This is a genomic window from Dactylosporangium sp. NPDC050588, assembly GCF_040654975.1.
GTDB lineage: Bacteria > Actinomycetota > Actinomycetes > Mycobacteriales > Micromonosporaceae > Dactylosporangium > Dactylosporangium maewongense.
Genome location: NZ_JBFAJA010000076.1, coordinates 6,731 through 29,286, shown reverse-complemented (window position 1 = coordinate 29,286; position 22,556 = coordinate 6,731). Strand labels below are relative to the sequence as shown.

The 22,556-nt window shown below is 75.1% G+C and carries 23 protein-coding genes; 17 read left to right on the top strand and 6 right to left on the bottom strand.

The annotated features are described in order from the left end of the window. Position 1: 1 nt before the first annotated feature. Positions 2–1,006 carry a zinc-dependent alcohol dehydrogenase family protein gene (locus tag AB0I21_RS41455; RefSeq protein ID WP_360569194.1) on the top strand — a complete coding sequence of 335 codons (1,005 nt, stop codon included), beginning with the start codon at positions 2–4 and terminating at the stop codon, positions 1,004–1,006. Between the two features lie 31 nt (positions 1,007–1,037). On the opposite strand, the gene AB0I21_RS41450 is transcribed toward AB0I21_RS41455, so the two are convergent. Then, positions 1,038–1,916 carry a universal stress protein gene (locus tag AB0I21_RS41450; protein ID WP_360569162.1) on the bottom strand — a complete coding sequence of 293 codons (879 nt, stop codon included), beginning with the start codon at positions 1,914–1,916 and terminating at the stop codon, positions 1,038–1,040. Positions 1,917–2,070: 154 nt separating this feature from the next. Here AB0I21_RS41450 and AB0I21_RS41445 point away from each other — a divergent pair, with 154 nt between their 5' ends. Next, positions 2,071–2,664 carry a DUF1918 domain-containing protein gene (locus AB0I21_RS41445; protein ID WP_360569161.1) on the top strand — a complete coding sequence of 198 codons (594 nt, stop codon included), beginning with the start codon at positions 2,071–2,073 and terminating at the stop codon, positions 2,662–2,664. 45 nt (positions 2,665–2,709) lie between these two features. Here the strand turns inward: AB0I21_RS41445 and AB0I21_RS41440 are convergent, their stop codons facing one another. Next, positions 2,710–3,006, bottom strand: coding sequence for a PLDc N-terminal domain-containing protein (locus AB0I21_RS41440; protein ID WP_360569160.1), 297 nt, complete (start codon positions 3,004–3,006; stop codon positions 2,710–2,712). 64 nt (positions 3,007–3,070) lie between these two features. Next, positions 3,071–4,051 carry a nitroreductase gene (locus tag AB0I21_RS41435; protein ID WP_360569159.1) on the bottom strand — a complete coding sequence of 327 codons (981 nt, stop codon included), beginning with the start codon at positions 4,049–4,051 and terminating at the stop codon, positions 3,071–3,073. A gap of 567 nt (positions 4,052–4,618) precedes the next feature. Here AB0I21_RS41435 and AB0I21_RS41430 point away from each other — a divergent pair. The 3 genes from AB0I21_RS41430 (at position 4,619) to AB0I21_RS41420 (ending at position 7,235) form a co-directional block, all read left to right on the top strand. Further along, a complete protein-coding gene (locus tag AB0I21_RS41430; protein WP_360569158.1) occupies positions 4,619–5,548 on the top strand; it encodes a universal stress protein in 930 nt (309 codons plus the stop codon). 127 nt (positions 5,549–5,675) lie between these two features. Further along, the gene (locus tag AB0I21_RS41425; protein WP_360569157.1) at positions 5,676–6,146 is read left to right on the top strand and encodes a CoA-binding protein; all 471 of its coding nucleotides are present in this window, start codon (positions 5,676–5,678) and stop codon (positions 6,144–6,146) included. Between the two features lie 51 nt (positions 6,147–6,197). Beyond that, positions 6,198–7,235 (top strand): nitroreductase family protein, encoded by a 1,038-nt coding sequence (locus AB0I21_RS41420; protein WP_360569156.1) that lies wholly within the window; start codon positions 6,198–6,200, stop codon positions 7,233–7,235. Positions 7,236–7,275: 40 nt separating this feature from the next. Here AB0I21_RS41420 and AB0I21_RS41415 read toward each other — a convergent pair whose 3' ends face one another. Next, positions 7,276–7,851, bottom strand: a complete 576-nt coding sequence (locus AB0I21_RS41415) for a CBS domain-containing protein (RefSeq protein WP_360569155.1) — start codon at positions 7,849–7,851, stop codon at positions 7,276–7,278. Positions 7,852–7,917: 66 nt separating this feature from the next. Further along, the gene (locus AB0I21_RS41410) at positions 7,918–8,919 is read right to left on the bottom strand and encodes a nitroreductase (protein WP_360569154.1); all 1,002 of its coding nucleotides are present in this window, start codon (positions 8,917–8,919) and stop codon (positions 7,918–7,920) included. Positions 8,920–9,214: 295 nt separating this feature from the next. Between AB0I21_RS41410 and AB0I21_RS41405 the strand changes: the two genes are divergently transcribed. The 8 genes from AB0I21_RS41405 to AB0I21_RS41370 all read left to right on the top strand — a co-directional run bounded on the left by AB0I21_RS41405 (position 9,215) and on the right by AB0I21_RS41370 (position 15,406). After that, on the top strand, positions 9,215–9,532 hold the full coding sequence (locus AB0I21_RS41405) for an HPF/RaiA family ribosome-associated protein (RefSeq protein ID WP_360569153.1): 318 nt from the start codon (positions 9,215–9,217) through the stop codon (positions 9,530–9,532). 97 nt (positions 9,533–9,629) lie between these two features. Then, positions 9,630–10,406 carry a sigma 54 modulation/S30EA ribosomal C-terminal domain-containing protein gene (locus tag AB0I21_RS41400; RefSeq protein WP_360569152.1) on the top strand — a complete coding sequence of 259 codons (777 nt, stop codon included), beginning with the start codon at positions 9,630–9,632 and terminating at the stop codon, positions 10,404–10,406. A gap of 165 nt (positions 10,407–10,571) precedes the next feature. Next, a complete protein-coding gene (locus AB0I21_RS41395) occupies positions 10,572–10,829 on the top strand; it encodes a hypothetical protein (RefSeq protein WP_360569151.1) in 258 nt (85 codons plus the stop codon). A 146-nt stretch (positions 10,830–10,975) separates the two neighbouring features. Beyond that, complete coding sequence (locus tag AB0I21_RS41390) at positions 10,976–11,812, top strand: rod shape-determining protein (RefSeq protein ID WP_360569150.1); 837 nt, start codon at positions 10,976–10,978, stop codon at positions 11,810–11,812. A 53-nt stretch (positions 11,813–11,865) separates the two neighbouring features. Beyond that, the gene (locus tag AB0I21_RS41385) at positions 11,866–12,171 is read left to right on the top strand and encodes a TraR/DksA family transcriptional regulator (protein WP_360569149.1); all 306 of its coding nucleotides are present in this window, start codon (positions 11,866–11,868) and stop codon (positions 12,169–12,171) included. 73 nt (positions 12,172–12,244) lie between these two features. After that, the gene (locus tag AB0I21_RS41380; RefSeq protein ID WP_360569148.1) at positions 12,245–12,652 is read left to right on the top strand and encodes a hypothetical protein; all 408 of its coding nucleotides are present in this window, start codon (positions 12,245–12,247) and stop codon (positions 12,650–12,652) included. Between the two features lie 8 nt (positions 12,653–12,660). Further along, entirely contained in the window at positions 12,661–13,923 is a 1,263-nt protein-coding gene (locus AB0I21_RS41375; RefSeq protein ID WP_360569147.1) for a helix-turn-helix domain-containing protein, read from the top strand. Between the two features lie 88 nt (positions 13,924–14,011). Next, positions 14,012–15,406, top strand: a complete 1,395-nt coding sequence (locus AB0I21_RS41370) for a cytochrome ubiquinol oxidase subunit I (protein WP_360569146.1) — start codon at positions 14,012–14,014, stop codon at positions 15,404–15,406. Here the strand turns inward: AB0I21_RS41370 and AB0I21_RS41365 are convergent. Next, positions 15,403–16,923, bottom strand: coding sequence for a hypothetical protein (locus tag AB0I21_RS41365; protein ID WP_360569145.1), 1,521 nt, complete (start codon positions 16,921–16,923; stop codon positions 15,403–15,405). The genes AB0I21_RS41370 and AB0I21_RS41365 overlap by 4 nt on opposite strands. Positions 16,924–17,588: 665 nt before the next feature. Here AB0I21_RS41365 and cydB point away from each other — a divergent pair. Genes cydB through cydC form a run of 4 tightly spaced genes read left to right on the top strand, consistent with a single transcriptional unit; the run spans position 17,589 to position 22,412 of the window. Next, a complete protein-coding gene (gene cydB / locus AB0I21_RS41360; RefSeq protein WP_360569144.1) occupies positions 17,589–18,593 on the top strand; it encodes a cytochrome d ubiquinol oxidase subunit II in 1,005 nt (334 codons plus the stop codon). Further along, positions 18,590–20,227, top strand: coding sequence for a thiol reductant ABC exporter subunit CydD (cydD, locus tag AB0I21_RS41355; RefSeq protein WP_360569143.1), 1,638 nt, complete (start codon positions 18,590–18,592; stop codon positions 20,225–20,227). The genes cydB and cydD overlap by 4 nt, the downstream gene beginning before the upstream one ends. Continuing rightward, on the top strand, positions 20,224–20,361 hold the full coding sequence (locus AB0I21_RS41350; RefSeq protein ID WP_360569142.1) for a hypothetical protein: 138 nt from the start codon (positions 20,224–20,226) through the stop codon (positions 20,359–20,361). Before cydD ends, AB0I21_RS41350 begins: the two co-directional genes overlap by 4 nt. Then, positions 20,358–22,412 (top strand): thiol reductant ABC exporter subunit CydC, encoded by a 2,055-nt coding sequence (gene cydC, locus AB0I21_RS41345; protein WP_360569141.1) that lies wholly within the window; start codon positions 20,358–20,360, stop codon positions 22,410–22,412. Before AB0I21_RS41350 ends, cydC begins: the two co-directional genes overlap by 4 nt. The last annotated feature ends 144 nt before the right edge of the window (positions 22,413–22,556 follow it).

The following is a 22,556-nucleotide window of genomic DNA, read 5'->3' as shown; positions in this document are numbered from 1 at the left end:
GATGACCGCGTGGCGGGTCGAGCGGCCGGGCCCCATCCAGCAGCGTCCCCTGCGGATGGATTCGGCGCCGGTACCGGAGCCGGGGCCGGGCGAGGTCCTCGTGCGGGTCCGCGCGTGCGCGGTCTGCCGCACCGATCTGCACCTGGCCGAAGGCGACCTCCCGCCGCTGCGGCCCGGTGTGGTGCCCGGCCACGAGGTCGTCGGCGACGTCGAGCGGTTGGGGCCGGACGCCGGCGACCTGCGGGTGGGTGAGCGGGTGGGGGTGGCGTGGCTGCGCCACACCTGCGGCGCCTGCGCCTACTGCCGCGCGGGGGCGGAGAACCTGTGCCCGTTCTCGCGGTACACCGGCTGGCACGCCGACGGGGGCTTCGCCGAGCACTGCGTGGCGCCGGCGGCATTCGTCTACCGGCTGCCGCCGCGCTACGACGACGTCCACGCCGCCCCGCTGCTGTGCGCCGGGATCATCGGCTTCCGCGCGCTGCGCCGGGCGGAGCTTCCCCCGGGAGGCCGCCTGGGGCTGTACGGGTTCGGCGCGTCGGCGCACCTGGCGGCGCAGGTCGCGATCGCGCAGGGCGCGAGGGTCCACGTGCTGACCCGATCGGCGCAGGCGCAAGAGCTGGCCCTGCACCTCGGCGCCGCGTCCGCGGGCGACGCCGCCGGCCGGCCGCCGGAGCCGCTGGACGCCGCGATCCTGTTCGCGCCCGTGGGCGACCTGGTGCCGGTCGCGCTGTCGGCGCTGGACCGCGGTGGCACGCTCGCGGTCGCCGGCATCCACCTCACCGACATCCCGGTCCTGCGGTACGCCGACCACCTGTTCCAGGAGCGGACGCTGCGCAGCGTCACCGCCAACACCCGCCAGGACGGCCACGACTTCCTGGCGTTCGCGCAGGAGCATCCGCTGCGGGTGAGCATCACGGAGTTCCCCCTGGGGGCGGCGGACGATGCCCTCGCCGACCTCGCCGCCGACCGGGTCCACGGCGCCGCCGTCCTGGTCCCGCCCACCTGACCGCCCTACCTGACTGCGCGGCCCGGCCGGGCTACCGCACCACCGCGACCGGGCAGGCGGCGTGGTGGATCAACGCCTGGCTGACCGAGCCCAGCAGCAGCCCGGTGAAGCCGCCGCGACCGCGTGAGCCGACGACCATCAGCTCCGCGCCGTGGGACAGCCGCCTGAGGACCGGCGCGGCACCTCCGCGCACCGTGCGGCGGCGCACGTCGACGTCCGGGTACTTGTCGGCCCAGCCGCAGACCGACTCCGCCAGGGCCCGCCGCTCGTCGTCGAGCAGTGCCTCGGTGTCGTAGACGAGCGGCAGCATGTCGCCGGGGCCGGTGGACTCGGGCCAGCGGTACGTGTGCACCGCGGTCAGCCCGACCCCGCGGAACGAGGCCTGCTCGAACGCGAACCGCATCGCGTGCTCGGCGTCGTGGGACCCGTCGACGCCGACGACGACCCGGCCCGCCTCGACGTCGTCGGCGGGCTCGCCCTGGCGGACCACGACGACCGGGCCGGCGGCGTGCGCGGCCACCTGCGCGCCGACGGATCCGAGCAGCAGGCCGCCGAATCCGCCCAGGCCGCGGCTGCCGACGACGACGGTGCCGGCCCACCCGGAGGCGTGGACCAGCGCGGCAGCGGCCGGCTTGATCGGTGTCTCGGTCGTGATCGGCAACTGGGACGAGACGGTGCGCGCGCGGGCCACGGCGGTGTCGACGACGGTGTCGGCGGCGTGCCGGGCGAGCTCGTCCAGCGCGGATGTCTGGCGGGCGCCCAGCGACGGGTAGGCGACGGGCCGCACGTACGCGTGGATGATGTGCAGCCGGCGGCCCCGGCGCGCGGCGTCCCAGGCGGCCCAGTCCACGGCCGCCAGGCTCTCCGGTGAGCCGTCGACACCGACGACGACGTCATGCTTGTGCTCCATCACGCGTCTCCTTCCACGGATCCCCGGGGCCGTTTCGGTGTTCCGTCGTCTCCCCGGGGCCGTTTCGGTGTTCCGCCGTCCTGCGCCGGGGCTTCGTGTCGGACGTCCGGGTGGCCGACGAGAAACGACACCCACTGTTGGGGAGCCCGGCGCGGTGACCATCTTGGTGATGGCGAACCTGGCGGCCCTCGTCGCCGTCCTTGGCATTCCGCTCGTCGTGACCTGTGCCCGGCAGCGGGTGTCGTACCTCAATCCTTACCGCGGCGGACGGCCGGCGGCACCGGAGAAGGTCCCGCCCGCCGTGGGCCGCGCGGCCCGGGCCGCCACGCGCTCGGGGCTCTGTCCGTCGCGCCGCACGTGGCAGATGGCCGGCGTCCCGCCGTCTCCTCGACCGCCCACGGCAACGCGGCGACCGGAAGAGCATGAAGACCCTGGCAACGGCGTGGCGCGCGGCGCACGGTTGATCGAGAGGGAGACCCCCGACCCCGCGGGACCGCTCGCGGGGCGAGCGGAGGAGGAACGGATCATGCAGGCGAACATCGGAGACCGGCTGATCGTCGAGGGCACCCACCTGGGCGACACCCGGCGGATCGGTGTCATCACCGAGGTCGGCCACGCCGATCACACGCCGCCGTACAGGGTGCGCTGGCTCGACACGGGCCATGAGGCGCTGGTCTTCCCGGGCCCTGACGCCCGGGTGCGCCCTCCTGCCGACGACGACGAGCCGGTCGGCGGCCCGGCGTCCTGACACCTGGGCGGTTGTCCGGCGGGGCCCGGTGTCAGGGTCGCCGTGTCAGGGCCGCCGGGCCCGGCCGCGGCGCGTCTCGGGCTCGTCCGGCCGCCGCCCGGCGAGGAGGTACAGCAGCGGGCCCGCCGGCTGGATCGCGAGCGCGGGCCACCACAGCGCCTTCAGCCCCTGGACCTGCGACGCGGGGCGCCGGTACAGGTCGGCGGCGGCGATCGCGGTGAGCGTGATCTCCGCGGCCGTCCCCACCACGAGCGCCGTCCGGTCGCGGGTGGACAGGTCGCTCCATCGGGAATGGTGCACGGATTCGCGGCCGATCGCCCGGGCCACGGTCGCCAGTGTCATCGCATGCCTCCACGGTGCTGTAGGCCGGCAAGGCCACCGTAGGCAGGCGCCGGCGACGGCGGCGTCACACCGCGGTGGTGGGCGCGCCCGCCACCGCGACGACCTCGGACCAGTCCCGGCGGGGGCTCGCGGGCGCCGGCATGCCGTAGCCGATGCGCAGGATCATCTGCGGGGCCCAGGGGTCGGCTGGGTCCGCGATCGCGCGGCGCATCCGGGGGATCTCCAGCGCCTGGGTCATCGGCTGGGCGGCGACGCCGCGCACCGTGGCGCTGAGCAGGACCCGCTGCATGGCCTGGCCGGCCCGCACGCGTGCGGTGCGGCCGTCGGCGCGGCTGCTGAGCACGACGAGCTGCGGGTGGGGCTCGAACACGGCGGCCGGGCGGCCCGGGTCCGCCGACAGCAGCCCGAAGTCGCGTGCCGGCAGCCAGCCGTGCACGTCGCGCGGTCCGGCGAGCTCCGCCGGTATGCCGTCGCGGCGGCCGGCACCGCCGGCCGTCCAGGCGGCCAGCTCCCGGCGGTACGCAGGGTCGCGGCGCTGGACGGCGTCGGCCGCGGCGGTGAGCGTCAGCAGCGCCTCGCGCCGCACCCGGTCCAGCACGGTCAGCTCGGCACCCTCCGCGGCGGCCGCCGCCCGCAGCTCGTCGATGACGCGTGCCGGGACGACGGCCCGGGCATACGGTCCGCGGTTCGTGTGCCGCCGGAAGAGCGCCGTGCCGAGCGCGCGCAGGCCGGGCCCGGGGGCGCCGGGCCTGCCCGGCTCGATCCGGGCCACGGTCAGGCCGTCGGCGGGAAACGGCCGCAGCACCGGCAGCCACCCGTCCAGCGCCATGGCCAGGCGCAGGTTGAACACGGCGGCGCCGACGCTGAGCAGCATCGCGCGATGGTCGCGGTCGACGACCCGCAGCCGGCGCGCCGGGTCGGTGCGCACGTCGATCACGCCGTCGTGGATGTGGAACCGCCACGGCTGGGTGTTGTGGACGGAGGGCGCGGCGACGGCGGTGCGCAGCAGGGTCTCCGTCGTCCCGGCATCGAGTCGCCAGCGCATCGCCGGTCATCTCCGATCGTCGCCGCACCGGCCGCTGCCCGGCCGCCGCGCTGTCGTGCCCCCGCCGCGCTGTCGTGCCCCCGCCGCGCTGTCGTGCCCCCCGCGTCGCTGTCGTGGCCCCCCGCGTCGCTGTCGTGGTTCCGGCGTCCAGCCTCGTCGTCGTGGCCGCGGGCCGCACGAGGCGTTGGTCCCGTCGCGCCGGGCAGGTCGGCCCGTCGGCGGGAGCAGCCGCGGCCCCTGGCCTTCCGGATCGACGGTGATCACGGCGTTGATCACCTGATGCGGATGATTCGTGGCCGGCGTGGTGGCACAGACCGTCGCGGTGAGATCATGCTGGACCCGAGCGCCGCACGTGGTGCGGGTGCCGGCAGCCGCGACTGCGGCATCGGCGCGCCCCGGCAGGGCCGGTCCATGCGGCGCGGCAGGTCACCGACGACGTGGTGGCGGCACCGCATCGCCGCCCGTCGTCGTGGGGGCCGGGCACGGCCGGTGGTCCGCCCGGCTCCGGACGCACGTGTTCCGCACGTGTTCGGGGGACTGTTCGGGGGACGTGGAGGGAGGCCGACATTGGGCTACCGGTACGGACCCGTGGTGGCCGGCGTCGACGGTTCGGCCGACAGCCTCGGTGCGCTGCGATGGGCGGCGGACGAGGCCTGCCGGCACAACCGGGAGCTGCTCGTCGTCCATGCGATCGACCCGGCCCTGCACGCCGGTGAGGCGCCGCCGGGCAGCGCCGACATCGCCGCCCGGGCGGCGGACGAGGCGGTGCGATGGCGGCCCGGCGTCTGCGCGGCCGGGGTGACGGCGGTCGGCGCCCCGGTCGAGGTGCTGCGCAGCCATACGCGGCAGGCCCGGCTGCTCGTCGTGGCGAGCCACGGCGGCGGCAACAACATGGCCGACCCGCTCGGCTCGGTGTGTGACCAGCTCTGCCTGGGGGCGGAGTGCCCGGTGCTCGCGGTCCACGCGGCACGACGCTGGGCCGATCCGTTCACGGTCCTGCCGCAGACGGGCCCGGTGGTGGCCGGCTTCGACGGGTCGGACCCGGCGCGCCGGGCGCTCCGCCTCGCGTTCGAGGAGGCCGCCGACCGCGGCCAGCGACTCGTCGTCATCCAGGTCTGGCAGCATCCCGAGCTGTGGCTGCACGGCCGGCACCACGGGGAAGGCCGGCACCACGGGCCGTGCCTGAGCAGCGACGAGTCGGCCGTCCACGAGGCGCTCGTGGCGGCGGCCGAGCCGTGGCGCGCGCGGCACCCCCTCGTCGAGATGGAGCTGCGCAGCGAGCCCGGCGACCCGGTCGAGGCGCTGACCCTCGCGTCACAGTGGGCGATGCTCATGGTGTTCGGCACCCATGGCCCCACGGACTCCGCCGGGCCGTCGAGCCCTTCGGTGATGCACCGGGTGCTGCGCACCATGGCCTGTCCCGCGCTTATCGCGCACGGCACCGTCCAGGAGCACGCCGCACCCGTGCCGGGCGCCGTGCATTCGGCGTCAGCGTGACAGCCGCCCGCACCCCGGCCGGGCCGACGGTCACAGGGAAGCAGGTCGTTCGGCACCGAACAGTGTCCCGAGCCGGTGGCACAGTGGAGGTGTCGCCGGTCATCTTCACAGCGAGGAGCTGATCACGATGCGTACACCACGGCAGATACTCGCCGGCGCGCACACGATCGCGGTGGTGGGAGCGTCCCGCGACCCGCAGAAGCCCGGGCACTGGGTGCCGAAGATGCTGCAGGAGCAGGGCTGGCACATCGTCCCGGTCAATCCGCACGCCACGGTTCTGTTCGGCGAGCACGCGTACGCACGGATCGCCGACGTCCCGGAGCACATCGACGTGGTGCAGGTGTTCCGGCCGGCGGAGGAGGCCGAGGGTCTGGTCCGGGAGGCGGCCGCGGCCGGTGCCGGGGCGATCTGGCTGCAGGAGGGCATCGCCAGCCCGAAGGCGCGGCAGCTCGCCGGTGAGGTCGCGCTGGACTACGTCGACGACACGTGCATGGGGGCGGAGCGCGCGCTGGCCGACATGGTGCACGGCGGATGCGAGCCGGAGTGCCCCGTCTACCACGGCATCGTGCCCGTGCCGGAGTCGGCCGACGCGCGGTGAACGGCGCGGGCGGCACAACATCTGGACGAGGAGGCCGGGAAGGAGTTCGTCATGGTAACGGTACGGCACACCGAGCCCGACGCGGCGATCCGCGTGGAGGCGGTCAGCCGGATCCTGGCGCGTGCGGCCGTGAACGCGCTGCGCGCGCCGTCCATCTGGAACACCCAGCCCTGGCGCTGGCGCATCGAACACGACGTCGCCGTGCTCCGCGCGGACCGGCGCCGGCAGCTGGACCCCATCGATCCGGAGGGCCGGCTGCTGACGGTCAGCTGCGGGGCCGCGCTGCACCACGCGTGCGTCGCGCTGGCGGCCGAGGGCGCGGCCGTGGTCGTCGACCGGCTGCCCCGCGACGACGACCCGGACCTGCTGGCGACGCTGCGGTACGCCGGCCGCCTGCAACCGTCGTCGCCCGCACAACGGCTCCGGCATGCGATCCAGGCCCGGCGGACCGACCGGCGGCCGTTCGACGTCCGTCCCGTGCCGGAGCACATCGCCGACCGGCTGTGCGCCGCGGCCCGCCACGCCGGCGCCGACATGCATCTCGTCCGGCCGCAGGATCTCACCGCGGTGGCCGTCGCCGCCGGTCACGCCGCCGCCGCCGAGCGGGCCGACCCGGCGTACCGGGCCGAGCTCGACAGGTGGACCGGGGCGCGTCTCGCCGCCGGCGAGGGGGTGCCGCACGACACCACCGCGGCATTGGGCGCGCGGCCGGTGCCGATCCGCGACTTCACCGGTGTCGACGAGGGCCCGAGCATCTACAGCGGTGCCGAACCGGTGGACCGCGCCGCCTCGTACGGCGTGATCGTCACCGACGTGGACGAGCCTGCGGCCTGGCTCGTCGCGGGTGAGGCGCTGTCCGCCGTGCTGCTCACCGCGACCGCCGAACGGCTGGCCACCTCCGCGATGAGCGACCTCGTGGAGGTCCGCAGCGCCCGGGACCTGCTGCGCCGCATGCTCGGCGACGTCGCCCATCCCGTCATCTGCGTCCGGATCGGCGTCCCCGGCCCGGGAGCCCCTCCGCCGCACTCGCCGAGGAGGCCCGCCGCCGAGACCGTCGAGGTCGTCGGAGAACTCATGGTGGACGGCTGACGTCCCGTCCGCAGGGCTTGAGGGCCCGGTGCCCTGCGGATCACGTCTCCTCGTCGGCCGTGCTGACCGTGTCGATGCCGGGCGTGGTGCGCACGAGCGCCATCGTGATGTCGCGTTCGGTGCCGCTGTCGAAGCGGCCGCTGACCACCGCCGTGCCACCGGTGACGGCGACCGTCCAGCGCCGCTGACCGCCGGCGTACTCCGTCAGCCGTCGTTGCGCCTCGCGCATCGCCGTGTCGTCGGTGGGCATGATCGTGCGGAGCACGTCGCACCGGCTGACGATGCCGATGACGTGCTCGTCGATCACGATCGGCACGCTGTGGACGCCCTGGTCGACCATGACCTTGGCGATGTCGGCGACGTCGGTGTCGGGCCAGCCGGCCACCGGCAGCCCGGACATGACGTCCTCCACCCGGGTGCCCGGCGTGTCCGCCGCCGGCCCGGCGGACCGGCGGAGCAGGTCCCGTTCGCTGATCGAGCCGACCAGCCTGCCGTGCGCGTCGACCACCGGCGCGGCCGTGATCTGCTCGCGTTCGAGCAGCGCCACCGCGCCGGCGACGGGTTCGTCCGCCCGTACCGTGTGGACGGGCCGGCTCATGATGTCCTTGGCGTGCATGGCGTGCCTCCTGTCGCCTTCCTGGGTGTGCTCCCTGGCTTCCCGGCCGTGCCCCGCGGCGGGGAGTCACGGTCCGGTCTCGTCGCCGATGACGTCACCGGTCGGCCGGCGGGGGCTCGCCGGTGGCGGCGACCCGGGATCGGCGCCGACGCGCAGCACGAGCTGCGGATTGCCGCCGTGCGGCAGCAGGCTCCGCAGCAGGGCGCGGGCGCCGGGCACCTCGACGGCGTCGCTCATCGGCGAGACCGCCAGCCCGAGACTGATCGCGGTGAGCCAGACCGCGCTGACCGCCTCACCCGCCCGCAGCCAGGCGGCGGGCTCGTCGGTGCGCGTGGCGAGCAGCAGGTATCCGGCGGACCGGTCGTCGCCGGTGCCCGGGGTCAGGGCGGCCCGGTCGCCGAGCCCGAAGCCGCGCAGCGGCACCGGCCGGGGCGTCGGTCCCGCGACGGTCTCCGGCGGCACACCGTCGCCCTCCTCCGCCGGCCGCCCCGTCCACTCCCGCAGCTCCTCCCGGCGCCGCTCGTCCTTGGCCTCGATGATCTGCGCGCCGTGCTCGGCCGCCCGCAGGTACGCGATCTGGTCGCCGTCGATGCGGTGCAGCGTCGCGTCCTCGGCCGTCGCCGCCGCGTGCAGCGCGTCCAGCGTGTCGCCGGTCGCCGGCCCGGACGCCAGGAACGGCCGCCGGTCCGTCTTCCGCTGCCGCATGGCGTCCGCGGCGGCGGCGTCCTCCGCCCGCACCGGTTGGATCCCGCCGGACCGCACCCTGGCGAGCAGGTCCGGGTCGGCCGCGTCGGGATAACGCCGCACCGACGGGTTGATCCCGGACGCCGCCAGCGCGACCCGGGCGTGGTGCAGCGCCGCGCCGCAGCTCAGGATCAGCAGCCGGCCGGCCGGGTCGATGGCGTGCAGCTGGCGGGTCCGGTCGGCGTGCAGGTCGAGCCCGTCCTCGCCGACGTGCCACCGCCACGGCTGCGTGTTCAGCACGGACGGTGCCCGCGTGGCCTCCTCGGCGGCGTAGCGCAGCAGCTCCTGCACCGTCCGCCCGTTGTTGCGTGTGCTGATGTCCATCCGTCGGCCTCGCTTCCCGCGAAGTGCCTCAGTGCCTGCCGCCTCCACGGTGCTTCGAGCCCGCAGGCGGTGCCGGACCGTCCGTGGCGGCGGCAGGGGCGGCGTGGTCGCAGCGCACCTGCCCGCCGTGCCGCCCGATACACCTGGCCACGGGCGGCATCGGGGAATGATCCCGGCCGGCCCGCACCGCCGCGGTGTGACGGGACCAAAGACCCTGGATGCGTCCCGTACCGGGGAGATCAAATGATCTCAGGCGGTCGGAACCCCGCCCCTTGGACGAGGGAAGGACGAGACGATGTCCCGCACGCACGACGAGGTCGAGGTCCAGGTCCAGGTGCAGGCCGGAATGGAGCCTCGGCTGCAGGGGTACGCCCGGGAGAAGGTCACCGCGGTGCTCGGGCACACGGGACGCCCGATCCTCTACGCCAAGGTGCGGCTCGACCGGATCGCGAACCCGGCCGCCAACCGGCCCGTCACCGCCCGCGCCGAGATCGACCTGAACGGCCGCGTCCTGCACGCCGAGGCGGCCGCGGACGGCCCGTACGAGGCCGTGGACCTCCTCCAGGACCGGCTGCTGGCCCGGCTCGAGCACGAGAAGGCCGGCCACCGGTAGGCACTCGGCGCGACGGCGAGGACGGGACCTTCGGCACTGTCGGCCCCCTGCGACGGGCGGCGACACTGACGCCGTTGCCGATCCAGGAGGTGTACCGGTGCCGGAGCTCGACGTGTCAGTGATCGGCCCCGCGGGTGACGTCGACGTGCGCAGCCGCGGGCCGGTCGACCCGGACGACCGGGAGAGCGCGCGGGCGGCCGTCGCGGGTGTGGTCGCGCGGCACCGCTCGGCCGGCGCGGCGCGGCTGCGCCTGGCCTGCGGACCCCACGCGGGCTGCCCGGCCGTGATCCAGGTGAACCTGCGCGTCGGCGGGGCACCCGCCCGGATCCAGGTCGACGGCCCGACCCTGCCGGCCGCCGTCGCGGCCGCCACGGACCGGCTGGAGCGCCAGATCACCCGGCTGGGGACCGGGTGGGAGCCGTGGCCGTGGCCCGACCCGCAGCGGCGCACGCTCGCGGTGCCCGGCGCGGCCCGGATCACCCGCCGCAAGACGGTGCCGCTACGGCCGCGCCGGGCCTGCCAGGCCGGGTCGACGCTGGCCGCGATGGACTACGACGTGTGCCTGTTCACGGAGCTGGACACGGGCGAGGACGCCGTCGTGTACCGCGCCGGCCCCACCGGCCTGCGCGTCGCCCGGCAGCACAGCATGCGTCCGGTCACCGCGCACGGCACGCCGACGCCGACGGTCAACTCGCGCCGGACGCCGGTCCTCACCCCGGACGCGGCCGCCACCCACCTCGCCGAGGGCTGGCTGCCGTTCCTGTTCTTCACCGACGCCGCCAACGGCCGCGGCGCCCTGGTCTACCGCCGCTACGACGGCGGCGTCGGCCTGCTGACGCCGGGCGCCGCCACGCGTCCGGCGAGCCCGAGCTGATCGGCACCACTCCCACCCGCGCGGGTGAGGCGGCGTGCGCCACGATCTCGTGGCGCACGTGGACGACATGCGGGCCGTGGCCGGGCGCCACGCGGTGACGCGGCGCCCGCCGCCGGCCAGCTTGCCGATGATCGGCAAGCAGGGCGCCGTCAAGGTTGCCGACCGATGCTGGTGTATGCCGTGCGCGGATCGCCGATGCTGGAGATTCCTTCGGTACGGCTCGCAGGGGTGGTGATCGTGGTGACTGGCGTGTTGTGCTCTGAGCGGCCCCCCGTCCTGGTCGCCGCCTGCCCCGCGCCGACCGGCTCGCCCGGTGCGACCCCAGCCTGGCCACGTGTGGCACGGGGACGCATCGGGCTCGAGCGCTTCCGCCGGCAGTCGCCGCCCGGCCGCTGCTACGGCGCGCCGGCCGTCATTCGCTGACCGCAGTCCCGGCCACAGCGTCCGCAGCGATCGACGCCGGACGCGCCTGACCCCTCGCGCGGCACCGCCACGGCCCGTCCGGCGGCCGCATCTGGCACAACCCCGCCACCGTCACGGACCGCGTTCAGGTGTCCGAGAGGAGAGCCATGTTCACCCAACCGACCGGCAGCGCCGCCCTGGAGCGCGCAGAACGACCCGGCGACCCCCGGCTCCGCGCCGGCGCGGCGAGCCCCGTGCACGAGCCCGCCGCCGTGGGGCTCGACCTCGGCGGCGCCGGCGCCAGGATCTGGGCGTCGGGCCGCGGGGTGCTGCAGCTCAGCTACCCGGAGACGGTGACCGCGCCGTGGACCGGTCCGGTCGCCCGGGGCCGGATCACCGACCCGGACGCGATGCGGACCCTGCTGTCCGGCCTCTCGTGGGAGCGGCGCCGCCCGCTGCCCGCCGGTGCCGTGGTCGTGGCGTGCCGGCCCGTGGGCACCGACCCGCGGGCGGAGCCGGCCGTGCGTGAGCTGGTGACGAAGGTGTTCGAACCGGCACGGCTGCTGTTCATCGACTCCGTGCGCGCGGCGGCGATCGGTGCCGGCGCGGCGCCCGGCCCGTTGCTGGTCGCCGACGTCGGCGCGCACCTGACCGAGGTCGCCGTGCTCGAGGGCGGCGTGATCGTCGCGGCCCACCGGCGCGACATCGGGCTGCACGACGGCGTCGACGGGCCGGACCTCGACGCGGCGGTCGTCGCCGCCATCGCCGACCTCGTCGGCCGGGTGCGCCGGCAGACCGGCAACCGCCGCCAGGTCGTCGCCGCTGCGGTCCGTGGGGGTCTGCTCCTCGTCGGGGGCGGCGCGGCCCGGCCCCGGCTGGCGGCGCGCATCGCGGGCGCCGCGGGCACCCCGGTGCGCCGCCCGGCCGCCCCGCATCTGGCCGCGGTGCGCGGCGCCGGCCTGGCCGCGCTCGCCGCGCTGCGCCGCGGCGCCGTGCGGCCCTGACCGGCACACGCGTGCTCCACCGCAATGTTCTGACAGGTTGATGGGAGACCAGCATGAGCGTCGACACCGGCCCGCTGCGGCACACGCTGCAGACGCAGCTGCGACAGCACACCGAGGAGCTCGCGGTCCTCGCCGCGGCCGGGACCGAGCCGGGCAGCGCCGGTGAGGACCCGGACACCATCGGTGCGCGCACGGCCGCCGCCCGCCAGGCGATCGAGGAGATCTCCGCCGCGCTGTCCCGGCTCACCGCGGGCAGCTACGGCAGCTGCGAACGCTGCTCCGGCCCGATTCCCGCCGCCCGGCTGGAGATCCTGCCGCACGCGCGGTTCTGCGTGCCCTGCCAGGCCCGCGGGCGCTGACCGTCCCCGACTGCCCGGAGGCGCCGGACCGCACGGCCGGCGCCTCCGGCGGCCACGAACCAGGAGCTGCACGATGGACACACGCGGCAGGCAGCGGGATCTCGACATGCTGCGGGTGCTGCTGCACGAGCACCGCGACCGGTACCGCACCCAGCTGCGCCTGCTCAACCAGCCGCGGCAGGGCGGCGCCGGCAGCACCGAGCAGCCGGCGCTGGCCGAGCTCACCTGGCGCCGGCTCGACGACGTCGAACACGCGCTGCACGCGCTCGACCGTGGCCGCTACGGCAGGTGTACCGGATGCGGCGCGGACATCCGTATCGACCAGCTGATCCGGCAACCGGCGGACAGCCGCTGCCCCGGCTGCTCGCGGCGGGAACCGGAGCCGGGCCTGCGGAGCCGGGTCTACACTGCCGGTGACCGGCCACGGCGGGAACGCACCGCCGCGCCGGAGACCCGGCGGCCGGACGCCGGCGGGAGGTGAGCACTGCGATGGCCGACCGCAGCCGGCGGGCCTCGACCGGCGCGTCTGCGGACGCGTCCAAGGCCGCGCGGCCGCAGCAGGCGCAGCAGGCATGGCTGGCCGAGGTCGCCACCGCCGCCGCCCGCGACGCCGGCGACGTGCCGGTGCTGCTGCTCGGCGACTACCTGCCGATGCTCGCCGACGCCGCGGTCAGCGGCCGCCGGCCCAGACGCGCCGAGCTCGACGCGGTGGCGCTGCTCGGCCGGCAGGCCGCCGAGCAGGGCATCTCCGCCGGGCGGGTGGTGCAGCTGTACCTGTCGGCGGCCCGGCGGCTGTGGCAGGACCTGCCGATGGTGGTGCGTTCCCGCGACAGCGAGGTCGTCCGCGCCGCCGCGGCCGCGGTGCTGCACGTCATCGACGACGCCGTCGCGACCCTCGCCGAGGGGTACGCGGTCGCGCGCCGGGACCTCGTCCGCCGGGAGGAGGCGCTGCGCCGGGAGCTCGTCGACGACCTGCTGCGCGGCGACTCCGACCTCGGCAGCGTGGTCGAGCGGGCCGAGCCGTTCGGGCTCGACCTCGCCCGGGTGCACCAGGTGGCGCTCGCGGCCCCGGGACGGCGGCTGCCCGACACCGACACGGCGATCAGCGCCCTCGAGGCGGTCATCTTCGACCGGCTCGGCGACCGTGACGTCCTCGTCGCCACCAAGGACAACCTCCTCGTCGTCCTCGCCCCCGCGGAGCCCGCCGCGGCCGGCGCGACCGCACCCGCCGGCCACGACGGCGACCTGGGTGAGCTGATGCACGGCGAGCTCAACCGGCTCCGGCACGGACGGCCGTGGCGGGTCGCGGTCGGCCGCCCGCACCCCGGCCTGTACGGCATCGCCCGCTCCTACGAGGAGGCCCGCGAGGCACTGACCATGGCGGGGCGCCTGCACGCGGACAAGTCCGTCATCACCGCGCACGACCTGCTCGTCTACCGGGTCCTGCTGCGCGACCAGCCCGCCATCGTCGACCTCGTCTCCGCCGTGCTCAGCCCGCTGCTGCAGGCCCGCGGCGGCGCCCGGCCGCTGCTGGACACCCTGGACGTCTACTTCGCCACCGGCGGGGTGGCCACCGAGTCGGCGAAGCGGCTGCGGGTGTCGGTGCGCACCGTGACGTACCGGCTGGAGCGCATCAAGGCCCTCACCGGCTACGACGCGGCCGACCCGACCCACCGGTTCACCCTGCAGGCCGCGGTCCTCGGCGCCAAGGTCCTCAACTGGCCGGCCGAGGCGCGCCCGGGCACCGCGTGACCGCCCTCACACAGGAGGGCCCGACAGTCCCGGACGGACGTGCCGTTCGGCCCTGATGCCGCCCGCGCCGGCTCCCGAGAATCGGGCCATGGACGCGCTGGACCTTGCGCGGTGGCAGTTCGCGATCACCACCGTCTACCACTTCATCTTCGTGCCGATCACCATCGGCCTGTCGGCGCTCGTCGCCGGGCTGCAGACCGCCTGGTTCCGGACCGGGCGCCAGGAGTACCTGCGAGCGACGAAGTTCTGGGGGAAGCTGTTCCTCATCAACTTCGCGATGGGGGTCGTCACCGGCATCGTGCAGGAGTTCCAGTTCGGCATGAACTGGAGCGCGTACTCACGCTTCGTCGGTGACATCTTCGGCGCGCCCCTGGCCATCGAGGGGCTCCTCGCGTTCTTCCTCGAGTCGACGTTCCTCGGGCTGTGGATCTTCGGCTGGGACCGGCTGCCGAAGCGCGTCCACCTGGCGGCGATCTGGCTCGCGTCGATCGGCACCATGCTGTCGGCGTACTTCATCCTCGCCGCCAACTCCTGGATGCAGCACCCCGTCGGGTACACCGTGAACGCCGAACGCGGCCGGGCGGAGCTCACCGACATCGTCGCGGTCCTGACGAACTCGACGACCCTCGTGACCTTCCCGCACACCGTCACGGCGTGCTTCCTCACCGGCGGCGCGTTCATGCTCGCCGTGAGCGCCTGGCACCTGCGCCGCGGCAACCAGGTCGACGTGTTCCGGCCGGCGCTGCGCCTCGGCGCCTGGGTCGTGCTCGTCGCCGGCGTCGGCGTGCTCGTCACCGGGGACCTGCAGGCGCGGGTGATGACCGAGCAGCAGCCGATGAAGATGGCCGCCGCGGAGGCGCTGTACCAGACGTCCGAACCCGCCTCGTTCTCCATCTTCACCATCGGCTCGCTCGACGGGCGCGAGGAGGTCGCCAGCGTGCGCATCCCGTCGCTGCTGTCCTTCATGGCGACCGGCAGCCCCAGCGGCTCCGTCGAGGGCATCAACGACCTCCAGCAGCTGTATTCGCAGCGGTACGGCGAAGGCGACTACGTGCCCTACGTGCCGGTCACCTACTGGTCGTTCCGCCTCATGATCGGCTTCGGCGTCCTCGCCATGGCCGTCGCCGCGGTCGCGCTGTGGCGCACCCGGAAGGGCCGGCTGCCCGCGGGTCGCTGGCTGTGGACGGCCGCCGTGGCCACGGTCGCCATGCCGCTGCTGGCCAACTCGTTCGGCTGGATCTTCACCGAGGTCGGCCGCCAGCCGTGGACCGTCTTCGGCATCTTCAAGACCTCGCAGAGCGTCTCGCCGTCGGTTTCCGCGAGCACCGTCGCGACCTCGCTCGTCGTCTTCACGCTCCTGTACGGCGCGCTCGCCGTCGTCGAACTGATGCTGATGCTGCGCTACGCCCGGGCCGGAGCGCCCGAAATCGTCATACCCCACGAGGAAGATGACGAAGACCGTCCGCTGGCGTTCGCGTACTAAGGTCTGATTGATTTGTCCGGTTTGGTGTCGGTTTTGTCAAGCAGTCCGGGGTGTGCGGCTCGTCGTTCCGGCGTGGTCCGGTCCGCTGGTGCGGGGTTGGTCTCATCCGGGGTTGTCGAGGGCACCGGCCACTGGTTGGTGCTGTGGCTCGTACCGGTAGTTCGCCGAGCGCGCCGGCATCCTTCCGCCTGGCCGGTGCGGCCGGACGGGTGGGTGCTGCGCTGCGGCCGCCGGGTCCGGGCACTGGTGTGGTGCCGGTCGGGGCGGGGGGTTCCGGTTGACTCGGTCAGGGCTCCTTGCAGCCCTTGGTTGATCGCCTCGACGCCGTACTGGTCGAGGGTGTATCGGGTGGCGGTCCAGTCGATGTGGGCTGTGCCAGGCTGGTTCGGGTCGGTGAGGGCGGTGTGTGCGCCGACGAGCGCGGCGACGAGGTCCCGGTCACCGTGCAGCCCGCAGGTGGGGCAGGTGTGGCGGCGGTCGCGGAGCTGTTTCGGGACGCGATTGCCGCACAGGCAGTGCTGCGTCCAGGCGGTGTGCCGGGTGCCCGCCCGCAGCAGTCCCACGGTGCCTGCCATCGTCTCGGTGTCGTGGCTGCGCAGGGCAGCGACGGCGGTGACCTCACGGTCCAGTGCATGCAAGAGCATGCCGGGGGTGAACGCGTGAATACCGCGTCCCCACCGGCGGGCCCAGTGCCGGATGTCGCCGTCTTCGACGGTAAGGCGGGCGCCGTGCACAGCGACGAGGTCCGCGGCCATGATCCGGGCTCGGGTGCGTCCGGCCGCGGTGCGGGCGGCGCCGTCGACCACGGCCTGGGCTCGCAGCCGCAGGTAGGAGTTGGACAGGTCGTCGCGGCGGTGGGCGCGGACCGGCACGCCGGCAGCGTTCGCGACACGGGCGCCGCCGGGCACGCTGACATGCACCGCGGCGAGGCCGGCGGCGGCGCGCCGCTCGGCCCGCCGCTGCTGCCGTTCCGACAACTGGTACTGGGCCGGGTTCGCGGCACGGCGGGAGCGTTGCAACGCCCGGTTCCGGCGCCGCTGCCGCAGCCGATCCACGGCCAGCGCCGCCTCGTGGCCCGCGGCCCGCGTCAACCGCGACGCCACCAACCCACCACCGGCAGCATCCAGAAACGCAGACCCGGCCAGGCCAGCCGAGTCGGTCAGGTCTGTCAGGCCGGTGGGGACGGACACGACGGCGAGGTTCGACACATTGACATCGACACCACCACGACGGTCCAACCCTGCCGCTGCCGCGCGACGCGCAACCACGCCCGGTGCGGTGTAGCCGGGGCCGAGGACCAGCAGATGCGCCTCGTACCGCCACCCACCCGGCGCCGCCGGGTCACGGTGCCGGACCAGGTCCACCTTGTGCCAGCAGGCCGGATCACGCAGGTAGTGCTCCAGCACCGAGCGGCGGCCCGGACCCTGCGGCAAACGGACCGGCAACACGACACCGTCACCACCGACCCCGGCGAGCACGACCGCGAACGGCCCGACATGATCCCACCACGACCGCACCGCACGACCATCAACACCAGTGGCCCGCACCGCCGGCATCCGCCGAGGCTGCCACAACCGCCGACCACCCGGACCGTCCCGCTCGAACGCAGCCATGTGTCCGGCCAGGGTGCCGACCAGGCGGAACGTCTCCCACTTCCGCGGCCGCGTATGCGACCGAGCCCGACCCACCACCGTCCGGAAATCCCACCAACCACCCGGCCGCGGCCGACCATGCCGCCGCCCGGACGCGTCGGGAACAGGTGCCGGTCAACGGCCTGCCACACCCCGTCCGCCGCGTGCATGGCCAGAGCCTTCGTCAGATACCGCCGCAGATGCGGCGCCCCGTCCAGATGCCCGTACGCCGCCTGCTCCAACCCCGTCAGCGACAACCCCAACCGGTCCCGCACCGCACCCGCACCAACCGAAGCCCGCTCCCGATGCGCCGCCCAGAACGCGTCCACCCGCGCCCGCGCATCCCGCTGCACCGCCCGACGCACCGCAAACGCCGCCGAAAACACCTGCTCCACCCGACGCCGCACCCGCGGATCATGCACATCCACCGGCAGACGAAACACCGACACCGGACCGTCCCACCGCCACGACACACATCGAACCTACCCACCACCCCCAACCACACCAAACTCACCGAACCGACTACCAAACACGCCGTAGAGGGAAACGACATGGAACTCACCACCGTCTGGTTCGCGCTCATCGCCGTGCTCTGGGCCGGCTACTTCCTCCTGGAAGGCTTCGACTTCGGTGTCGGCATGCTGCTGCCGGTCCTCGCCCGCGACGAGCGGGAGCGGCGCCTGCTCATCAACACCATCGGCCCGGTCTGGGACGGCAACGAGGTCTGGCTCCTCGTCGCCGGCGGCGCGACGTTCGCCGCCTTCCCGGAGTGGTATGCCACGCTCTTCTCCGGCTTCTACCTGCCGCTGCTGATCATCCTCGTGGCGCTCATCCTGCGTGGGCTGGCTTTCGAGTACCGTGGCAAGGTCGACAGTCCACAGTGGAGGCGCCGCTGGGACCTGTGCATCATCGCCGGGAGCTTCGTGCCGGCGCTGCTGTGGGGTGTCGCGTTCGGCAACATCGTCCGCGGCGTGCCGATCACCGCCGAGCACGAGTACGCCGGCACGTTCTTCACCCTCCTCAACCCCTACGCGCTGCTCGGCGGGCTCACGACGCTGTCGCTGTTCGCGCTGCACGGCGCGGTGTTCCTGGCGCTGAAGACCGACGGCGACGTCCGGGTCAGGGCGGGGCGCCTCGCGTTCCGGCTCAGCCTGCCCGCCGTGCTCCTCGCCGCGGCGTTCCTGCTGTGGACCCAGCTGACCCACGACGACGCCTGGGGCTGGGCGCTGTCGGGCGCGGCCGCCGCGGCCCTGATCGGCGCGGTGCTGGCCGCGCGGGCCCGCCGCGAAGGCTGGGCGTTCCTCGCCACCGGGGCGACCCTGGTCCTCGCCGTCGCCGCCCTGTTCGTCACGCTCTTCCCCGACGTCATGCCGACCACCCTCGCCGGCGGCGACAGCCTCACCGTGACCAACGCGTCGTCCACGCCGTACACGCTGAAAGTCATGACCTGGGTCGCGGTCTGCTTCACCCCGATCGTGCTGGGCTACCAGTCGTGGACCTACTGGGTGTTCCGCCGGCGGCTTCGGGTCGAGCACATCCCGGCGGCCCACCCGTGAAGCCCCTGGACCCGCGCCTGCTGCGCCACGCCCGGGCGACCCGCGGCTACCTGGTGCTGTCCGTCGCCCTCGGCGTCGCCCTCGCCGCGCTCGTCGTGGCCCAGGCCACGCTGCTCGCCGACGGCATCACCGCCGTGTACCTGCACGGCGCCGACGTGGCCCGGATCGCGCCGGCCCTCGGCTGGCTGGCCGCCGTCGTCGCGCTGCGGGCGGCGGTAGCCTGGGCGCAGGAGGTCGCCGCGGCCCGCTCGTCCGCGGCCGTGAAGCGGCAGCTGCGGTCGCGTCTGCTCGCCCACGTCGCGGCGCTCGGCCCGAGCGCCGCCGGCGACAGCGGCAAGGTCGCCGTCCTCGCCACCCGCGGGCTGGACGCCCTGGACGCCTACTTCGCGCGGTACCTGCCGCAGCTGGTCCTCGCCGCGCTGGTGCCGGTCATCGTGCTCGCCCGCATCGCGCCCGCAGACCTCGTCGCCGCGGGCACGATCGCCCTCACCCTGCCGCTCATCCCGGTGTTCATGGCCCTCGTCGGGCTGCACACCGAGTCGGCGAACCGGCGCCAGTTCCGGCTCCTCGCCCGGCTGTCGCACCACTTCCTCGACGTCGTCGCCGGCCTGCCGACCCTGCGGGTCTTCGGCCGCGCGGAACGGCAGGCCGGCGTCATCGCCCGGATCAGCGCCGAGCAGCGCACCACCACCATGCGCACGCTGCGGGTCGCGTTCCTGTCCTCGCTCGTGCTGGAGCTGCTCGCGACGCTGTCGGTGGCGCTCGTCGCGGTCGGCATCGGCCTGCGCCTCGTCGACGGCAGCCTCGGCCTGGCCACCGCGCTGCTCGTGCTGATCCTCGCCCCGGAGGCCTACCTGCCGCTGCGCCAGGTCGGCGCCAACTACCACGCCAGCGCCGAAGGACTCACCGCCGCCACGTCCGTGTTCGAGATCCTCGACCGGCCGCCGCCACCGCACGGCACGGCACCGGCACCCGCCGGCACCGTGCGCTTCGAGGACGTCGTCGTCCGTCACGACGGGCGGTCCGAGGCGTCGCTGCCGCCGTTCACCGCCGAGATCCACCCGGGCGAGCTGGTGGCCCTGACCGGCCCCAGCGGCTGCGGCAAGTCCACGGCCCTGGCCGTGCTGCTCGGCTTCGCCGCACCGGCGGCCGGCACCGTCACCGTCGACGGCCAGGACCTGACGGCCGTCGACCCCGACGCGTGGCGGCGGCTGGTCGCGTGGCTGCCGCAGCGACCCTGGCTCAGCGCCGGCACCATCGCCGACAACATCCGCCTGGGCGCGCCCGCCGCCACCGAGGAGTCGCTGCGCCGCGCCGCGGACCTGGCCGGCGCGCTGGAGTTCATCGACGCCCTGCCGGACGGCATGTCGACCAGGCTCGGCGACGACGGCGCGGGCCTGTCCGCCGGCCAGCGGCAGCGCATCGCCCTGGCCCGCGTGTTCCTGCGCGACGCCCCGCTGGTCCTGCTCGACGAGCCGACCGCCAACCTCGACGCCGCGACGGAGGCGGGCATCCTCGCCGCGATCCGCGCCCACGCCACTGGCCGGACGGTCATCATGACCGCCCACCGTCCCGCGCTCATCGCCCTCGCCGACCGCGCGATCCCGGTCGGCCGGACGGCGGTGCCGGCGTGAGCATCACCGACCTCGCGGCCCGCTCTGGTGCCCCCGCCGCCGGCTGGGCGGTCGTCCTGGGGGTCCGTCGTCCCGCGCTCGTGGCCCTCGCTGACGGCGTGATTCTGGTCGGCCGGGAGGCGGTGCCGGTATGAGCGTCACCGACCACGCGGCCCACCTCAACAGCTCCTCCACCCCGCCCGCGAAGAACGGCGACACGAGCCCCGGCCACGGCGCACCGGCCGAGTCCACCCGAACGCACGACCGCCCCGGCCACGCCGCCACTCCACCGCGCGACGACCTCGCTCGGGCGGCCGGTCAGCCGGCCCTGGAGCGGGGCGTGGATGGCGTGCCCGGTTCGGCGTCCCGCGGCGGTGGAGTGTCTGGTGCGGCGTCCCGTGGCCGTGGCGTGTCTGGTGCGGCGTCCCGTGGCCGTGGCGTGTCTGGTGCGGTGGACCGGGAGCGGGGCGTGGGCGGGCGTGGCGTCGGCGTTGTCCGTGGTGTGCTGCGGTTGTGCCGTCCGGCGGCGGGTCAGCTCGCACTGGCTCTGGTCGCCGGGGTCGGCGCGGCCGGGGCCGGGGTCGGGCTGATGGCGACGTCGGCGTGGCTCATCTCGCGCGCCGCTCAGCACCCGCCGGTGCTGCACCTGATGGTGGCGATCGTCGCCGTGCGGGCGTTCGGCATCGGGCGGGGCGTGCTGCGGTATGTCGAGCGGGTCACCGGCCACGACGCCGCGTTCCGGGTGCTGGGTGGGTTGAGGGTGCAGGCGTACCGGAGGCTGGAGCGTCTCGCGCCCGCCGGCATCGCCGCGTTCCGCCGGGGTGACCTCGTCGCGCGCCTCGTCGACGACGTCGAGTCCGTGCTCGACGTGATCGCGCGCGTGCTGCTGCCCATCGCGGTCGCCGCCGTCACCGGTGCGGCCACCGTGCTGCTCGTCGGCGGCCTGCTGCCGGTCGCCGGCGCGGTCCTCGCGGCCGGGCTGCTCTTCGTCGCGGTCGGGGTGCCGGTGCTGCAGTCGGCGGCCGTCCGTCGCGCCGACGCCAGGCTCGCGCCCCTGCGCGGCGCGCTGGCCGCGGGCACCGTCGACCTGATGGAAGGGCTGCCCGAGCTCGTCGCGCACGGCGCCGCCGGTGACGCGCTCGCCGCGCTGGACCGCACCGACCGGCAGCTGCTCACCGCCGCCCGCCGCTCCAGCGCCGCCGCGGGCTTGTCGGCCGCCGTCACCGCGCTGTGCACGGGCCTGAGCGTCCTCGCCGGCCTGGCCGCCGGCGCCGTCGCGGTCCGGGCCGGCACCCTCCCGGGGGAGCTGCTCGCCGTCGTCGTGCTCACCCCGCTCGCCGTGTTCGAGACCGTCGGCACGATCCCTGCCGCCGCGCAGCGCCTCGCCGCGGCCCGCGCCGCCCTCGGCCGGCTCGCCGAGATCGCCGCCGCCCCCGACCCGGCACCGGACCCGACCGAGCCCGCGCCGTTGCCGGCCGGCCCGCCGACCGTCCGCCTCGAGGGCGTGTCCGCCGGCTGGACGCCGGGCCAGGTGGTGGTCCGCGACGTGTCGCTCACGCTGCGCCCGGGCCGTCGGGTCGCGCTCGTCGGCCCGAGCGGCGCCGGCAAGAGCACGGTCGCGGCGCTGCTGCTGCGATGGCTCGACCCGGTCGCCGGCCGGGTGACGCTCAACGATGTCGACGTGCGCGACCTGCGCGGCGACGACCTGCGCCGGGTCGTCGGATACCTGGGCGACGACGCGTACCTGTTCGACACCACCATCGAGGCGAACCTCCGCATCGGCCGCCCCGGAGCGACCCAGGCCGAGCTCGAGACGGCCCTGACGGCCGCGCGGCTGCTTGACTGGGTCAGGACCCTGCCCGCCGGCCTCGACACCCCCGTCGGCGAGCACGGCGTCACCCTGTCCGGCGGCCAGCGCCGCCGGCTCGCGCTCGCCCGCGCGCTGCTGGCCGACTTCCCCGTCCTGATCCTCGACGAGCCCACCGAACACCTCGACGAGCCCACCGCCGCCGCTCTGACCCGCGACCTGCTGACCGCCACGGGCGACCGGTCGGTCCTGCTCATCACCCACCGCACGGACTTCCTCACCGACGTCGACGAGATCGTCACCCTGCCCCCACCTCGCCGCGCCGACGCCCAACCGCCGGACAGGAAGGGAGTTCGAGGTCCACGCCCCGCGTCCTGTCCGGGCAGGAACGGAGGCTGAGCACACCGCCCCGCGTCCTGTCCGGGTGGGAGGGAAGGCTGAGCATGCTGGCTCGCGTCCTGTCCGGGCAGGGGGAAGGCTGAGCATGCCGGCTCGCGTCCTGTCCGGGCAGGGGGAAGGCTGAGCATGCCGGCTCGCGTCCTG

What these genes read in the sequence shown, in the direction of transcription:
- AB0I21_RS41440 (WP_360569160.1), bottom strand. Translation starts at nt 3,006, where the DNA reads ATGACACTGGCGACCGTGGCCCGGGCGATCGGCCGCGAATCCGTGCAC.
- AB0I21_RS41420 (WP_360569156.1), top strand. Translation starts at nt 6,198, where the DNA reads ATGGTAACGGTACGGCACACCGAGCCCGACGCGGCGATCCGCGTGGAG.
- AB0I21_RS41425 (WP_360569157.1), top strand. Translation starts at nt 5,676, where the DNA reads ATGCGTACACCACGGCAGATACTCGCCGGCGCGCACACGATCGCGGTG.
- AB0I21_RS41385 (WP_360569149.1), top strand. Translation starts at nt 11,866, where the DNA reads ATGAGCGTCGACACCGGCCCGCTGCGGCACACGCTGCAGACGCAGCTG.
- AB0I21_RS41395 (WP_360569151.1), top strand. Translation starts at nt 10,572, where the DNA reads ATGCTGGTGTATGCCGTGCGCGGATCGCCGATGCTGGAGATTCCTTCG.
- AB0I21_RS41415 (WP_360569155.1), bottom strand. Translation starts at nt 7,851, where the DNA reads ATGCACGCCAAGGACATCATGAGCCGGCCCGTCCACACGGTACGGGCG.
- AB0I21_RS41370 (WP_360569146.1), top strand. Translation starts at nt 14,012, where the DNA reads ATGGACGCGCTGGACCTTGCGCGGTGGCAGTTCGCGATCACCACCGTC.
- AB0I21_RS41435 (WP_360569159.1), bottom strand. Translation starts at nt 4,051, where the DNA reads ATGCGCTGGCGACTCGATGCCGGGACGACGGAGACCCTGCTGCGCACC.
- AB0I21_RS41455 (WP_360569194.1), top strand. Translation starts at nt 2, where the DNA reads ATGACCGCGTGGCGGGTCGAGCGGCCGGGCCCCATCCAGCAGCGTCCC.
- AB0I21_RS41450 (WP_360569162.1), bottom strand. Translation starts at nt 1,916, where the DNA reads ATGGAGCACAAGCATGACGTCGTCGTCGGTGTCGACGGCTCACCGGAG.
- cydB (WP_360569144.1), top strand. Translation starts at nt 17,589, where the DNA reads ATGGAACTCACCACCGTCTGGTTCGCGCTCATCGCCGTGCTCTGGGCC.
- AB0I21_RS41410 (WP_360569154.1), bottom strand. Translation starts at nt 8,919, where the DNA reads ATGGACATCAGCACACGCAACAACGGGCGGACGGTGCAGGAGCTGCTG.
- AB0I21_RS41375 (WP_360569147.1), top strand. Translation starts at nt 12,661, where the DNA reads ATGGCCGACCGCAGCCGGCGGGCCTCGACCGGCGCGTCTGCGGACGCG.
- AB0I21_RS41380 (WP_360569148.1), top strand. Translation starts at nt 12,245, where the DNA reads ATGGACACACGCGGCAGGCAGCGGGATCTCGACATGCTGCGGGTGCTG.
- AB0I21_RS41390 (WP_360569150.1), top strand. Translation starts at nt 10,976, where the DNA reads ATGTTCACCCAACCGACCGGCAGCGCCGCCCTGGAGCGCGCAGAACGA.
- cydC (WP_360569141.1), top strand. Translation starts at nt 20,358, where the DNA reads ATGAGCGTCACCGACCACGCGGCCCACCTCAACAGCTCCTCCACCCCG.
- AB0I21_RS41405 (WP_360569153.1), top strand. Translation starts at nt 9,215, where the DNA reads ATGTCCCGCACGCACGACGAGGTCGAGGTCCAGGTCCAGGTGCAGGCC.